Below are 15,170 nucleotides of genomic sequence, written 5' to 3'. Positions count from 1 at the left end.
TCCCCGGCCCCGGTGAGCACTCCCGGTCCGGCTCCCGTCTCCCAGCCCCCGATCCGCGCGAGCGGTCCCGCACCCGTGGTTCCGGCAGCGCCAGGACCTCGCACGTCCGGGCCATGCGCGTGTCGGCGCCGAGTGCACGAACGCGTCCGACAGGCCCCGCTCGTAGGGCCGTGCGGCCGTCAACTCCGAGCGCGGAGTGGGGCGGTCCGCGATGGCGCTCGTGACCGGAAACCGGGCTGGACGACATGGGCCGGCAAGGACGGCCCGGTCCCGGTTCCGAAGATCCACGTCGACGAGTTCTACCCCGTCGCCGACCGGAAACAGCGAAGGGAAACGTTTACTGTGCGTGCAAGACAAGGGATACGCGCGGCGGTGATGGTGGCGTCGACGGCGCTTCTCGCCTCGTCGCTGTCCATATCCGCGCAGGCTCAGGGGCCGAAGGTCCCCGACAACGCCGTCCAGGGCGGCAAGAGTCTGCCCAGCGCGACGAGCAAGCCCCGTGAGGTTCGCAAGCAGGACCGTGCCGCCGTCCTGGGAGCGAACCACGCCTCTTCCCAGGATGTGGCCTTGTCCACCTCCGGCGACGGAACGGGCTTCCATCTCCTGACGGGCAGGGAGACGGGCGGCTACGAGTTCACCACTGCGGCCACCCTGCGCGAGGACGGATTCGACGCCGACGCCTGGGTCGGCAACGCGTGCGTGACCGGATCCGGGAAGTACGCGGCTGTCGCCTACGCGCCCCGGGCGTTCACCAACAACCCGGAGCTGATGGTGCGCGGTGCCTTCACCGCCGTCGTCGACCTGGGCAGTGGCCGGGTCACCAAGCTGCCGTTCACCGCCTCGCTGGCCTATTTCTCCCCCGGCTGCGGCACCGGGGACGATGTGGTTTTCACTCAGCTGACCTACGACGGGGACAAGGAGCAGAAGACCCGCCTGATCACCGTGGACGCGGCGACAGGCGAGCAGTCCCGGCCGGTCGCCTTCCCCGGTCAGGTCACATCGGCCGTCCCGACCCGGCACGGCCTCGTGGCCGGCCACGGCAACAAGCTCGTCCGCATCAACGGGCGGAGGGAGACCGTCCTCGCCGTGACGAGGCATGTGCCGTTCCAGATCGCGGCAGACAGCGGCGACGGCGTGACCTTCATCGACCGGGAGGCCGACACCAGGAAGGCCGACGCGAGGTCCTGGGCCAAGCGCCTGGACGCCACGCAGGTCCGGGGCGGGAGGACCAGCCCGAAGACGGTGGCCGAAGGCAAGCTCACGGACTGGGATCTGTCGGCCACATCCGGCGGCACGGTCTTCCTCACGGGTGAGGCCCGGAGCAAGGGGGCTCTCCCGGCCCCGGTGAAGAACCCCGGGCATCTCGCCAAGGGTGCCCGTATGTCCAGTCTGGGCCACGTGGGCATCTCCACTTCCTGGGCGGACGGCAGGACCAGCCTGATCACACCCGAGGAGGCCGAGCAGGTCCGTGACGCGCGGATCGCTCTGGATGTGGTCGCCACCGGCAAGCACACCGAACTGGACGCCACACCTCAACTGTCCGCCGAGCGGGCCGAAGCCGGAAGCCGGCTCTCCCCGGCACTCGGCGTCGCGACGCGGAGGAAGTCGTCCACCAAGCCGTCGGCCGACGACAGCGACGGTCTGTCGACGCAGTCGGTTCGCTCCGGGGTGCTGGCGGCGTCGCCGAGCGGTCCGAGCGAGGGCACCGATGAGCGTTACTGCGCGGTGGCTCGCAACGACGTGAAGAAGCAGGCGTTCCAGCCGACCCCACGGCAGGTCGAATGGGCCGTGGACCAGGCCGTCGTCGGTGAGCTGGGCGTCGGCAGGCCGGCGAACTGGAAGAACACCGGCATGGACTCCTACAGCCCGCAAGGGCTGTTCCCCCCGATCACTCTTGCCGGTGACCCCAACGGAACCCTCGACAACGAGGACCCGGACGTCACCGACCGCTGGCACGTTCCCTCGCAGGTGATGCTCGGCATCACCGCGCAGGAGTCCAACATGTGGCAGGCGACCCGGTTCGCTGTGCCCGGCGTCACGTCCAACAGCCTGATCGGCAACTACTACGGGACGCAGTACACGTCCGACGGTACCCAGGCCGACCCGTGGCGCATCAACTTCTCCGAGGCCGACTGCGGCTACGGCATCACCCAGGCAACCGACGGCATGCGGCTCGCGGGCAAGACCAAGGAGGGCGAGACGGCGCTGCCGCCCTCCACGCAGGAAGCCGTCGCTCTGGACTACGCCGCCAACATCGCCTACGGCGTGACGATCCTGTCCCGCAAGTGGAACGATCTCCACGGCCAGGACATGATGATCAACAACGGTCACCCGCAGTGGATCGAGAACTGGTTCCTCGCCCTGTGGGCCTACAACTCGGGCTTCTACGCGGCCGCCGACTCCGCCGGGCACAAGGGGGTGGGCTGGACCAACAACCCTGCCAACCCGCTGTGGAAGGCGAACAGGGTCCCGTTCCTGCAGCACGCCGTCGATCCGCATCTGGACGACTACTCCCATGCCGCGCACCCGCAGGACTGGCCGTACGAGGAGAAGGTGCTGGGCTGGGCCGCACGCCCGATCTCCGCGATGTTCGCGCCCGGCGACTTCCGGCCCGGCTACCTGGCCGCCTGGTGGAACAGCGACCTTGAGCGAGCAGCGGTGAAGCCGCCGCTGGACACCTTCTGTGACACGTCCAACTACTGCGACCCGTCCAAGGTCACGGACACCGACTCCAACGACCCCGGCATGGGGGCCTGCGCACTGGACGCCGGCGACAGTGACACCAATGCACACTGGTTGCACTGCTGGTGGGGCAAATCCGCTGAATGGAAAGACTGTGACACCGGGGCCGAATGCGGCCACCAGGTCCACAGGTTCAACACGTCGTACCCGGAACAGGCGGACGCCAACTCCTACCCGCCGCGGTGCAGCAGCGGTCTGCCGTCGAACGCGCTGATAGTGGACGATCTTCCCGCCGGCACGACCCCCGCGGGTTCGAGCTCACGCGGATGCGGGGCCGCGAAGTCGGACGGCACGTTCACCCTGACCTATCAGCCCTCCGACATCGTCGACTCCGAGACCGGGCAGACGGTCACCACGTACCCCGGCAAGATCGACACCCATCAGATCGGCGCCGGCTACGGCAACCACTTCTGGTTCACCCACACCCGCTCTCCCGAGTCGTACCCGCCACCGGGCGACCGGATGAAGGTCACCGGCACCTGGAAGCTCGGAAGCAAGATCACCACACACGCAGGCCAAGCCGAGGTCTTCGCCCACGTTCCGGACCATGGAGCGCAGACGGGTGCCGCCAACTACAAGATCACGACGGCCTTCGGAACCGTCACCAAGACGATCTCCCAGAAGGACAACCAGTCCAACAAGTGGGTGTCTCTGGGCTCCTACCGCTTCAACGACACGACGCCGCAGGTGAGCCTCGACAACTTCAACGGTGGCGACGGGACTGCTGACATCGCCTTCGACGCACTCGCGTTCGTACCGGGTGACCACGACGGACTGAACGCCATCATCTTCCCTGAAGCGGACCCGAATGTTCCCGATGTCGACTTCGCTGCCGCGCAGAAGGCCAAGGATGTCAGTGTCACGGGGATGTCGTCGCTCATGTCCTCGTCACTCAGGGGCATAGCCGGAAAGGAGTCGTGCTCGACCGGCGGCGACGGCGTCACCCTGTGCGCCGCCTACGAACCACTCAGCGACACGAACGAGGAGGACGCCGAGCCGCAGGGAGCGGCCAAGTCGTCCTTGGCCGCAGCGGCGGCGGGTCCCGTGGGGTGGTGCAAGAACATCAACGGCGCGGCGATGCAGACGAGAACGGAAGGGTGCATGCGTGGACTCCTTCCTCTGACCGCGACACGCGACGGCGCTCCCGTCGGCAATGCGACCATCAAGGTCATCCAGGAAATCACTCTGAATCCGAAATCCAATCAGTTCACCACGTGGACAGAACTCTCGCTGGTCAACATGACCGGAATCACCTCCACCACGATGACCTCGTTCCTGGAGGATTGCTGGTCCACCACGGACTGCACCGAGAGCAACGGCGCCTGGATCGGCGGCACCACCTGGACAACGGGAGACCCCCACGTAGCCACGCGTACCAATACGTACACGTGGAACAAGGTCACCGGCGGGGAGAAAGTGCTCGACTTCACGTGGGAGACAAGCTGGTCCACTCCGCAGTCGGCAGTCCAGGCCGTTCCCAAGTGGAGCAACAGGGGCTTCGACGTCCGGTGCGACAACAAGGTGGGGGGAAACACTGGATGCGTCTTCCCCAAGTACACTCCGACGCTCCCGCTCAGCACGAAGAAGTACCCTGCCGCAGCCGCGTACTACTGGGTTCTCATGGAAAAGTTGGCATCGCACCCGGGCAGCGAAGAACATAACAAGCCGCTGCACCGACTCGCCGACGACTCGAAGGCAAAAGAGAATCGGGACAAGATGTGCATGCTCGCCGTGGCGGAGTGGAAACCCAACACGGCAGCGGACGGCGAAAGCTGCGATGAATATCCGTTCGCAAAGTCCCGCGAAAGCGGCGGAATGACGCTCACGTCCGGAAAGTACTGCGTCCAGATGTACGCGGACAAGCAGACCGACGGTACGTGGATGCTCGAACTCGACAACAACTACACGTATCCGAGCTGGAACGAGCCCTGCGGGCGAGCAGCGGTTCCGGCCAGGCAGAACACCGACGCGGGCGGTGACCTCGGACGGTTCACGACGGAGGTCCGGCTCCTGGACAGTGACGCCTACTTCGTCCAGACCGGATACGAGGGCTGCGACCTCAGCTCCGTCTGCAACATCACCTAGAGGGCAGAGGCTCCGAGTGGCCCGCCGGACCCACGTGGTCCGGCGGGCCACTCTTTCTCCTTCAACCGGTGACCCACTCCAGCATCCGGTTGTCGTGAACAGATGGAGAACGTCTCACGGCGGGGAGTTGCGTCATACCTTCCACCGCATTGCAGAGGTCGTCGAGCATCAGACTCAGAGAGGGCCACAGCCTCACATACTCGGGGTCGCCGAACGACACCTCCCCGATTTCACCGAAGTGACCGGGCCGGTGGTCGACGAAAAGCAAGTCGCCGGTGACGCTCCCCGCGAATGGAACCCACTGGCGATGAGCGGTCCTTCCGACCACCTCCTCCTCGTAGCCGTCCTCGACAGCGTCGCGCGCCATGGAGACGAGGTACAGATGAGATTCCAGAATCTTGTCGGAAGCCAGAGGGCTGTACCCGACAAAAAATGCCCCGGGTTCCATGCTGGACCTTCGGGGCGTGACACCGTCGACCGCTTCGAGAAGAGACCGCAGTTCGGAGTGGAGTGAAAATCCTATCTCGTTCTCCAGCGCCGACACCTCGGAAGCGGGCACGCCCGGGCGAAGCACGGAAAAATCACCAGGGGCATTCGCCCGGAGCCAGCCTTCAAATCGCCGCCACAGAAGCCGGAGGTCACGGGTCCCGTCCGGCGCAGAGCTATTCATTCAGTATCCTCCGTGCTTGCAGTCGCCCAGAATGTGCGTGAACACCGAAAAGCAATTGTCATCCTATCGAAAACCGGCGTCTGGCCGTACGCCCACCAGTCATTGATACGCGAAGGTGCGCTTGCGAGCTTCGCCCCACTTCTGGAAGCGCCGCCGTCACCGCGCCGGCCGTGAGCCGGAGCCTTCGACGGTGTCGGAGTGGGCCGGTCAGGCGGATGACGCAGCGGATGCCGGTCGGCGTAGTACCGGCTCCGCCCGCTGCGAACGACTGGCCGGTGGCGCGGGCCGACGTGACCGCGGCCGACGCGGCACTCGGGGTACGTTCCGCGACCCTGCGCCGCAGGTGCGACGGAGGGCCCCGGCGCCGGCGGTCAGACCCCTTCCACCCGAATGGGATGGCCTGTCAGGAACTTGTCCATGCCGTCGGCATCCGAGGTGAAGACCGTGACCTCGAAGCCGCGCTCCGCAGTCTTGACGGCCACGGCAGCCAAGACTGCATCAATGGCGTATTGGTGCCCGAGCAGCCCGGCGGTCTTCAGCATGCCGCGGGCCAGGGAGATCACCTGGTCATCGGTGTGCTCCACATCGATCCGGGACAACGCCCAGTCCCACAGCCCCTGGCGCGCACCCTGTTGAGGGTTCCACGCCTCCAGCGTGGTGAGCGCGCTGGTGACGACAGCGATGTCCAGGCCGGGCGCCGCCTTCACCAAGGCCGCCATCTGACGGTCGCCCTGGACCGTCTTGGACAACGCCTGGGAGTCGAGGACAAAGGCGCGCCCCACCGCACGACGAACGCCACACGCAAAACGCCGCCAGAAAACGCGTTTCCCACGTTGCGGACTGCGTCGCCTATGGGAGCGCTCGCCGTCGCCAGGACAGTCACCCACCCCGGTGCGCGGGTCCTGAGCCATCGCCTTCAGCCTCTGTGGCCTCCCGCACCCGCTGCTCCTCGCGCACGGAGCCGACATCGCGCTCCAGAGGGGTGCGGCTCACGGCTGTCGCAAGGTCCTCCAAGGCGTGCTTCTGCAGGTCCGCCTCGCGCCGTAGCGCTGGGCTCCGGGCGCAGGCGCCGTCCCACGCCTGGAGAGCTCTCTCCACGCGTCCCCAGTCCGGATTCCTGTGCCCGCGCATGTCGGCTGCCGCCTGCGCCGTGTCCGCTTCCAGGGCCTTGGCGAGCTCCTTCGCCTCGAGGGCGGAGGGGTCCTCGTCCTGCGGGACGTGGTGCTGCATGAGCGTTGCCGCCCTGTCGAACTCTTTGAGCGCCTCCTGTGCCTGCTCCGCCTCACGCGAAGTCAGGCCCCTGGGGCGAACCGGTTCCTGCTTGGCCTGGTCGTATGCCTCCTGCCAAGCGGCACGCGCTCTCCTGCTCGCCAGTTGGGCACTGCGCATGTCGGCACGGCGCTCCCTGGTCGGCTCGGCGTAGCTGCGGAGTACCGCGGCCGCGTAGTGGCCGTTGGCGGCGAGCCAGTCCGCGAGCCGGCCCGGCAGCCGGGACGTCTCCCACGCCGGAAACACCGCGTAGGCCAGCATCGCCAGGGCCCCGCCCAGCAAGGTGAGTACCATCCGCTCCGGAACCGTCTGTTCCCATGCCTGGCCGCCCATGCCGAGCAGGAAGACGACGTACGCGGCAGTGAAGCACTGGGAGTAGGCGTAGCCGGTGCGGACCAGGGTGTAGGACAGTCCCGCCGAGACCACCGCCAGCGCACCGAACACGTAGGCGCAGGCCGCAGGATCACACTCGGGTCAGGCGAGCGGAGTCGGCCGCTGCTCCTGGTACACCGGCTGCGTGACACATCCGATCAGCGATCCGAAGCGCCCGCTGATGACAATGGCCCAACGGAACATCGGGCAGAAGACGCCAGCGAACACCGACGTCAGTAGGGGCACCACCGAGGTCCTGCCCAGGTGCACACCCAACCGCACGGCAGGAGCGCGCAGGCCGGGCCTTGAACCCTACGAACGCGGTGTCTTCCCCGTCCTGCCCGACCGCTCAACGGGCCTCGCGCTGCGTCGCCCAGCGCCAGCGGCGCACAGGCCCCGGAACTCAAGGCGAACCAGAGTTGACTCAGCGGCTGGGAGAAGGGGCGAGGGCTGCACCGCTTGCCGCCGCATTCGACCACAGCCGTGGGACCGCACCACGACGCTCTCTCAGCGACCGCCGCAAAAGGCCAGGTCAGACGCATCCAAGGTGCGCTGACACGCTGCAACAGCGGGTCAGTACCGCACGACGCGCGGCTAGTACCGCACGGAAAACCGCCCCAGAAAACGCATTTCCCCAGGTCAGAACGATTCTGCCTGGGGATGCTGGGTGGGGCGGGTGGGACTCGAACCCACGGCCGACGGATTATGAGTCCGCTGCTCTAACCGGCTGAGCTACCGCCCCGTATCGGCGTGGCGCGTACACGTGTGCGCGCCGTCTGCCGCAGCATAGCCGGTCATACGATCTCCTGCTGCGGGTGGTCGGCTTCGCGCGACCATGAAGACCTCGCTGCGTGCTGCCCGGTTCCGGACGCGGGGAAAACACCCCGAAAGAGTCAGCGGCGGCCTCGCGGGCACAAGAAAAAGGACCCCGCAGGGTCCTTTTCCGTTCCGCTCCCCCGACTGGACTCGAACCAGTAACCCTCCGGTTAACAGCCGAATGCTCTGCCAATTGAGCTACAGGGGATCGCGCTCCCCCGACTGGACTCGAACCAGTAACCTGCCGGTTAACAGCCGGCTGCTCTGCCAATTGAGCTACAGGGGATTGCTGCGTTGCCTCGAATCGTACCTGCCTGGCGGCTGCCGAGCGGCGCGCGTTCGCTGCGACACATACATTAGCGCAAGCAGGGGGGTGCTCCGCCAATCGGTATGCCCCGGGGTGATCTCGGGCGTGCGCGGGTAGGCGGGCAGCACACGTCGCACGGAGCGAAGGAAGGGTGGCAGCCATGCGGTACCGGCTCACGTTCATCGCCGGAGTGGCCCTCGGTTACGTGCTCGGCACGCGAGCCGGGCGCGAGCGTTACGAGCAGCTGAAGAAGTCGGCGCAGCGGCTCGCCGAGAATCCGGCGGTGCGCAACGCGGCGGAGTCCGCCGCGCACGGTGGCCGGGAGTTCGCCGGCAAGGCGTACCACTCGGTGAGCGAGAAGGTGGGCGACAGGGTGCCCGTGTCCGTCTCCGACCGGGTGCGTTCGCTGAAGGAGCGCAGCGGCCAGAACGGCAGCGACGACTGGGGCACGACCAACACCTGAGGCCAACACCTGAGGACCTTTCCCGTACCGGGCACCCGCCCGGTACGGGAAAGGTCCTCAGGTGCGGCAGAATCTTGGGTATGGGCATAGTCGCCGGCTTGGACAGTTCGTCCGCCTTCACACACATCGTCGTCTGCGACACGGACACCGGTGCGGTGCTGCGGCAGGGGTACGCCGCACATCCCATCGAGGCCAAGGCCTCCGAGGTGGATCCGCAGGCGTGGCTGCTCTCACTCGGTGAGGCGGCCTCCGGGGGGCTGCTCGAAGGCGTACAGGCGATCGGTGTGTCCGCGCAGCAGCACGGCCTGGTGCCGCTGGACAGCCAGGGCAACCTCGTGCGCCCGGCTCTGCTCGGCAACGACCGGCGGGCGCAGGCCGCCGCGGCCGACCTGATCGACGGACTCGGGGGCCGGCAGGCGTGGGCGGAGGCCGTCGGAGCCGTGCCGCAGGCCGCGCAGCCGGTGGCGAAGCTGCGCTGGCTGGCGCGGACCGAGCCGGAGAACGCGCAGCGGGTCGCCGCCGTCCTGCAGCCTCATGACTGGCTGGTGTGGCAGTTGCTCGGCCGGCCTGCCCGGCGCACGACCGACCGGGGTGCCGCGTCCGGGACCGGCTACTGGTCCGCCGGCTCCGGGTCCTACCGCCCCGATCTCGTGGAGCTCGCGCTCGGCCGCCAGGCGGCGCTCCCCGAGGTGCTCGGCCCGGCCGAATCCGCGGGGACGACGCCGGAGGGGCTGCTGATCTCGGCGGGCACCGGCGAGACGATGGCGGCGGCCTTCGGGCTGGGCGTGGCCGTGGGGGACGCGGTGGTCTCGCTCGGTGCCTCGGGTTCGGTGATGGCCGTGCACCACGAGGCGCTGGCCGATCCGACGGGGATGATCACCTCCTTCGCCGACGCGACCGGGATGCACCTGCCGGTGGTGTCCACGTCCAACGCGGTGCGCGCGCTGCGCGGAGCGGCCGAGATGCTGGACGTGGGCGGGCTGGACGAACTGTCCGCCCTGGCCATGAAGTCGACACCGGGCGCCTCCGGGCTGGTGCTGCTGCCGTACCTGGAGGGTGAGCGCACCCCGCACCTGCCGCACACGGCGGGCACGCTGAGCGGGCTGCGCCGCGAGTCGATGAAGCCCGAGCACCTGGCGCGGGCCGCCTTCGAGGGCATGCTGTGCTCGCTGGCCGACGCACTGGACGTGCTGCGCGGCAGGGGCGTGGAGGTGCGGCGGGTGTTCCTGCTGGGTGCGGCGGCCGAGCTGCCCGCCGTGCAGGCGCTGGCGCCCGCGCTGTTCGGAACCCAGGTCGTCGTGCCGCAGCCCGCGCAGTACGGGGCGCTGGGAGCCGCCCGGCAGGCGGCGTGGGCGCTCGGGGTCTCGCAGGGCACGCTCGATCCCCGCACTCCCCCGGCCTGGCACGGCGCCGCGGCGCAGGTGCTGGAGCCGGGCGAGGAGCTCGCCGTGGGCCGCGCCGTACGTCAGCAGTACGGAGCCACCCGGGACCAGATCCACCCCGGGGCGTTCGACACGACCGTCTGAAGGGGCAACGGTCCGGATTTGACCCGGGCTTGAGGAAAAGTGTTGGCCGCCACGGCGCGGTGTACCGGAGTATGGATCGGCCTCTGCCCTTCGCCGACTCCGAGAGACTCGTGTGCTCATAAAAATCCTGCGGACCTACCTGGGTCCGTACAGACAGCCGATCCTGCTGCTGGTCCTGCTCCAGCTCCTGCAGACCTCGGCAAGCCTCTACCTGCCCAGTCTCAACGCGGACATCATCGACAACGGTGTCGTGCGGGGGGACACGGACTACATCCTGCGCTACGGCGCGGTGATGATCGCCGTGAGTGTCCTCCAGGTCGTCTGCAACGTCGGGGCGGTCTACTACGGCGCCAGGACGGCTTCCGCGCTCGGACGGGAGGTTCGGGCGTCGGTCTTCGGCCGGGTGCAGTCGTTCTCCGCGCGCGAGGTCGGCAGGTTCGGTGCTCCTTCGCTGATCACGCGTACGACCAATGACGTGCAGCAGATCCAGATGCTCGTGCTGCTCGCCTTCACCCTGATGGTGTCGGCGCCCATCATGTGCGTCGGCGGGGTCATCCTGGCGCTCGGCCAGGACGTGCCGCTGTCGGGCGTCCTGCTGGCCGTGCTGCCCGTCCTCGGCATCTCGGTGAGCCTGATCGTGAGGCGGATGCGTCCGCTGTTCCGCACGATGCAGGTGCGGCTGGACACGGTGAACCGGGTGCTGCGCGAGCAGATCACCGGCAACCGGGTCATCCGCGCGTTCATACGGGACGACTACGAGGAGGGGCGCTTCCGGGGCGCGAACACCGAACTGACGGACGTGGCGCTGTCGACGGGCCGTCTGATGGCCCTCATGTTCCCGACCGTGATGACGGTGGTGAACCTGTCGTCGATCGCGGTCGTCTGGTTCGGTGCGCACCGGATCGACAGCGGTGGGATGCAGATCGGGGCACTGACGGCCTTCCTGGCGTATCTGATGCAGATCGTCATGGCGGTGATGATGGCCACCTTCATGTTCATCATGGTGCCGCGCGCCGAGGTCTGCGCGGAGCGCGTCCAGGAGGTACTGGACACCGAGTCGAGCGTGGTACCGCCGAGCGCCCCGGTCACGAAGCTGCTCAAGCACGGCCACCTCGAGATACGGGGTGCGGAGTTCCGCTACCCGGGTGCCGAGGAGCCGGTGCTGCGGGCGGTCGATCTCGTGGCTCGGCCCGGGGAGACGACCGCGATCATCGGGTCGACGGGCAGCGGGAAGTCGACGCTGCTCGGCCTCGTGCCGCGGCTGTTCGACGCGACGGACGGCGATGTGCTCGTCGACGGTACGGACGTGCGGACCCTGGATCCCGCCCTGCTGGCGAAGACGGTGAGCCTGGTCCCCCAGAAGCCGTACCTGTTCTCGGGGACGGTCGCGACGAACCTGCGGTACGGCAATCCGGACGCGACCGACGAGGAGCTGTGGCACGCCCTGGAGGTGGCGCAGGCGAAGGGCTTCGTGGAGGAGCTCGAACACGGCCTGAACGCACCGATCGCGCAGGGCGGCACCAATGTGTCCGGCGGACAGCGCCAGCGCCTCGCGATCGCGCGGACGCTGGTGCAGCGGCCGGAGATCTATCTCTTCGACGACTCGTTCTCGGCACTGGACTACGCGACGGACGCCGCCCTGCGGGCCGCGCTGTCCGAGGAGACGGCGGCGGCGACCGTGGTGATCGTCGCGCAGCGGGTGTCCACGATCCGTGACGCCGACCGGATCCTGGTTCTGGACGAGGGCCGGCTCGTCGGGACCGGCAGTCATCGCGAGCTCATGGACGGAAACGAAACCTACCGGGAGATCGTGCTCTCCCAGCTGACGGAAGCGGAGGCCGCCTGATGGCCGGGCCTGGCGGACGGATGATGTCCATGGGACCCACCGAGAGGTCGATGGACTTCAAGGGGTCCGGGAAGCGGTTGCTGAGACGGTTCAGCAAGGAGAAGTCGTCGCTGTCCCTGATGCTGGGGGCGGGGACGCTGAGCGTGGCGCTCTCCGTGGCGGGGCCGAAGATCCTCGGTTCTGCCACGGACCTGATCTTCGCCGGGGTCGTGGGCCGGGAGCTGCCGAAGGGCACGACGAAGGAGCAGGCCGTCGAGAACCTGCGGGAGAAGGGCAGCGGCGGTCTCGCGGACGTGCTGTCCGGGGTGGACTTCACCCCCGGCAGCGGCATCGACTTCGGAGCGGTGGGCAACGTCCTTCTGGTGGCGCTGGCGGTGTACGTCGCCGCGGGACTGCTGATGCTGGTGTCGACACGGGTCTCGATCAGGGTCATCAACCGGGTCGTGTTCCAGCTGCGCGAGGACCTGCAGACGAAGCTGGCGCGGCTGCCGCTGTCGTACTTCGACCGGCAGCAGCGCGGTGAGGTGCTCAGCCGCGCGACGAACGACATCGACAACATCTCGCAGACGATGCAGCAGACGATGGGCCAGCTCATCAACTCCCTGCTCACCATCGTCGGCGTACTGATCATGATGTTCTGGATCTCTCCGCTGCTGGCCCTGGTGGCGCTGGTGACGATCCCGCTGTCGGTGGTCGTCGCGACGCGGATCGGGAAACGCTCGCAGCCGCACTTCGTGGCGCAGTGGAAGGTGACGGGCGCGCTCAACGCGCACATCGAGGAGATGTACACCGGCCACACGCTGGTCAAGACGTTCGGGCGGCAGGAGGAGTCCGCGCGGGACTTCGCCGAGCAGAACGACGCGCTCTACGAGGCCGGCTTCAAGGCCCAGTTCAACAGCGGGATCATGCAGCCCCTGATGATGTTCGTGTCCAACCTGAACTACGTCCTGGTCGCGGTCGTCGGTGGTCTGCGGGTGGCGTCGGGCTCCCTGTCGATCGGTGACGTACAGGCGTTCATCCAGTACTCCCGGCAGTTCTCGATGCCGCTGACCCAGGTCGCCTCGATGGCGAACCTGGTGCAGTCGGGCATCGCGTCGGCCGAGCGGGTCTTCGGCCTGCTGGACGCCGAGGAGCAGGCGCCCGACCCGGACACGGCCGAGCGGCCCGCGGAGCTGCGCGGCAGCGTCTCGCTGGAGAACGTGTCCTTCAGGTACGACCCCGAGAAGCCGCTCATCGAGGACCTCTCGCTGAGCGTGGAGCCGGGCCACACGGTCGCGATCGTCGGACCGACCGGCGCGGGCAAGACGACACTGGTCAATCTCCTGATGCGGTTCTACGAGGTGACGGGCGGCCGCATCACCCTCGACGGGGTCGACGCCGCGCGGATGACGCGCGACGAACTCCGTTCGGCCATAGGCATGGTGCTCCAGGACACCTGGCTGTTCGGCGGCACGATCGCGGAGAACATCGCGTACGGCGCCTCGCGCGAGGTCACCCGGGAGGAGATCGAGGAGGCGGCGCGCGCGGCCCACGCCGACCGCTTCGTCCGTACGCTGCCGGACGGCTACGACACCGTGATCGACGACGAGGGATCAGGGGTCAGCACGGGTGAGAAGCAGCTGATCACGATCGCCCGGGCGTTCCTCTCCGACCCGGTGATCCTGGTGCTCGACGAGGCCACCAGCTCGGTGGACACCCGGACCGAGGTGCTGATCCAGAAGGCGATGGCACGGCTGGCTCACGGCCGTACGAGCTTCGTGATCGCGCACCGCCTCTCCACCATCCGGGACGCCGACGTGATCCTGGTGATGGAGAGCGGCTCGATCGTCGAACAGGGCACGCACGACGAACTGCTGGCGGCCGGCGGCGCCTACGCCCGGCTGTACGCGGCGCAGTTCGCGCAGGCACTGGCGGAGGTCGACTGATTCAGCCCACCCCTCATGCGCCGGTCGGGCTCAGTCCAGGTAGCCGCGGAGCTGGTCGGCGAAGGCGTGGTCCCGCAGCTTGTCGAGCGTCTTGGACTCGATCTGGCGGATGCGTTCGCGCGTCACGCCGAAGATCCTCCCGATCTCCTCGAGCGTGCGGGGCCTGCCGTCGTCCAGTCCGTAGCGCAGCTGGACGACCTTCCGCTCGCGTTCTCCGAGGGTGGAGAGGACCGTCTCCAGGTGCCGGCGCAGGAGGAGGAAGGCGGCCGACTCGACGGGGGACGCGGCGTCGCCGTCCTCGATGAGGTCCCCGAAGGCGACGTCGTCCTCCTCGCCGACGGGGGCGTGCAGGGAGACGGGTTCCTGGGCGAGCCGCAGGACCTCGCCCACGCGTTCGGGGGTCAGGTCCAGCTGGGCGGCGACCTCCTCGGCGGTCGGTTCGTAGCCGCGCTCCTGGAGCATCCGGCGCTGGACGCGGACGACCCGGTTGATCAGCTCGACGACGTGCACCGGGACCCTTATGGTCCTGGCCTGGTCCGCCAGGGCGCGTGACATGGCCTGGCGGATCCACCAGGTCGCGTACGTGGAGAACTTGTAGCCCCGGGCGTAGTCGAACTTCTCGACCGCCCTGATGAGGCCGAGGTTGCCCTCCTGCACCAGGTCGAGCATGGTCAGGCCGCGTCCGACGTAGCGCTTGGCCACGGAGACGACGAGGCGGAGGTTGGCCTCGATCAGCCGGCGTTTGGCCATCCGCCCCATGACGACGAGCCGGTCCAGGTCGACGGCGAGCCGGGTGTCGGGGTCGGGGGTGCCGGCGAGGCGTTCCTCGGCGAAGAGCCCGGCCTCGACGCGGCGGGCGAGCTCGACCTCCTCGACCGCGCTCAGCAGCGGTATCCGCCCGATCTCGCGTAAGTACTGGCGGAAGAGGTCGGAGGACGGGCCGCCCGCCTCCCGGCGGCTCCGCGGCTCCGGGGGCCGGGGGGGCTCCACCGGTTCCTCCAGTACCGATTCGGGTGTACCCGCCGTCTCCGGGTGTCGTGAGGCCCGGTTCTGCACGGGAATCGCCGGGACGTGCTCGGTCGTGGTCGGCGCGGTCCGGGTCTGCACGGGGGCGGCCTCCAGGTGATCGCTGCCGGATCGCGGGGATGG

Annotated in this window: 8 protein-coding genes, 3 tRNA genes and 1 pseudogene; 5 read left to right on the top strand and 7 right to left on the bottom strand. The window is 68.2% G+C overall.

What is annotated here, in order from left to right; genetic code table 11:
- Positions 1-342: 342 nt before the first annotated feature.
- Positions 343-4,827, top strand: a complete 4,485-nt coding sequence (locus OG206_RS22605; RefSeq protein ID WP_327118918.1) for a golvesin C-terminal-like domain-containing protein — start codon at positions 343-345, stop codon at positions 4,825-4,827.
- Positions 4,828-4,888: 61 nt separating this feature from the next.
- Here the strand turns inward: OG206_RS22605 and OG206_RS22600 are convergent, their stop codons facing one another.
- From OG206_RS22600 to OG206_RS22575, 6 genes and pseudogenes are all read right to left on the bottom strand, one after another.
- Positions 4,889-5,497 (bottom strand): SMI1/KNR4 family protein, encoded by a 609-nt coding sequence (locus OG206_RS22600; protein ID WP_327118916.1) that lies wholly within the window; start codon positions 5,495-5,497, stop codon positions 4,889-4,891.
- 371 nt (positions 5,498-5,868) lie between these two features.
- On the bottom strand, positions 5,869-6,246 hold the full coding sequence (locus OG206_RS22595) for a hypothetical protein (RefSeq protein WP_327118914.1): 378 nt from the start codon (positions 6,244-6,246) through the stop codon (positions 5,869-5,871).
- Positions 6,247-6,376: 130 nt separating this feature from the next.
- A pseudogene (locus OG206_RS22590) lies at positions 6,377-7,216 on the bottom strand (FUSC family protein); the annotation flags it as partial.
- Between the two features lie 590 nt (positions 7,217-7,806).
- Positions 7,807-7,880: transfer RNA gene (locus OG206_RS22585), tRNA-Ile, on the bottom strand.
- Between the two features lie 209 nt (positions 7,881-8,089).
- Positions 8,090-8,162, bottom strand: a tRNA-Asn gene (locus OG206_RS22580).
- Positions 8,163-8,167: 5 nt separating this feature from the next.
- Positions 8,168-8,240, bottom strand: a tRNA-Asn gene (locus OG206_RS22575).
- A gap of 181 nt (positions 8,241-8,421) precedes the next feature.
- Here OG206_RS22575 and OG206_RS22570 point away from each other — a divergent pair.
- The 4 genes from OG206_RS22570 (at position 8,422) to OG206_RS22555 (ending at position 14,021) form a co-directional block, all read left to right on the top strand.
- Positions 8,422-8,724 (top strand): YtxH domain-containing protein, encoded by a 303-nt coding sequence (locus OG206_RS22570; RefSeq protein WP_327122363.1) that lies wholly within the window; start codon positions 8,422-8,424, stop codon positions 8,722-8,724.
- 80 nt (positions 8,725-8,804) lie between these two features.
- Positions 8,805-10,250, top strand: a complete 1,446-nt coding sequence (locus OG206_RS22565) for an FGGY family carbohydrate kinase (protein ID WP_327118912.1) — start codon at positions 8,805-8,807, stop codon at positions 10,248-10,250.
- A gap of 112 nt (positions 10,251-10,362) precedes the next feature.
- Positions 10,363-12,096 carry an ABC transporter ATP-binding protein gene (locus tag OG206_RS22560; RefSeq protein ID WP_327118910.1) on the top strand — a complete coding sequence of 578 codons (1,734 nt, stop codon included), beginning with the start codon at positions 10,363-10,365 and terminating at the stop codon, positions 12,094-12,096.
- Positions 12,096-14,021: an ABC transporter ATP-binding protein gene (locus OG206_RS22555; RefSeq protein WP_327118908.1), complete on the top strand. Its 1,926-nt coding sequence runs from the start codon at positions 12,096-12,098 to the stop codon at positions 14,019-14,021. Before OG206_RS22560 ends, OG206_RS22555 begins: the two co-directional genes overlap by 1 nt.
- Before the next feature lie 30 nt (positions 14,022-14,051).
- Here the strand turns inward: OG206_RS22555 and OG206_RS22550 are convergent, their stop codons facing one another.
- Positions 14,052-15,128: an RNA polymerase sigma factor gene (locus tag OG206_RS22550; RefSeq protein WP_327118906.1), complete on the bottom strand. Its 1,077-nt coding sequence runs from the start codon at positions 15,126-15,128 to the stop codon at positions 14,052-14,054.
- Positions 15,129-15,170: the final 42 nt, after the last annotated feature.

This window comes from Streptomyces sp. NBC_01341 (assembly GCF_035946055.1).
In the GTDB taxonomy this organism is placed as follows: domain Bacteria; phylum Actinomycetota; class Actinomycetes; order Streptomycetales; family Streptomycetaceae; genus Streptomyces.
Note: the sequence above shows the minus strand (reverse complement) of the source record. Positions and strands in the feature narration are given on the sequence as shown.

Coding starts and splice junctions, on each gene's coding strand:
- OG206_RS22600 (WP_327118916.1), bottom strand. CDS start 5,497: ATGAATAGCTCTGCGCCGGACGGGACCCGTGACCTCCGGCTTCTGTGG.
- OG206_RS22570 (WP_327122363.1), top strand. CDS start 8,422: ATGCGGTACCGGCTCACGTTCATCGCCGGAGTGGCCCTCGGTTACGTG.
- OG206_RS22565 (WP_327118912.1), top strand. CDS start 8,805: ATGGGCATAGTCGCCGGCTTGGACAGTTCGTCCGCCTTCACACACATC.
- OG206_RS22555 (WP_327118908.1), top strand. CDS start 12,096: ATGGCCGGGCCTGGCGGACGGATGATGTCCATGGGACCCACCGAGAGG.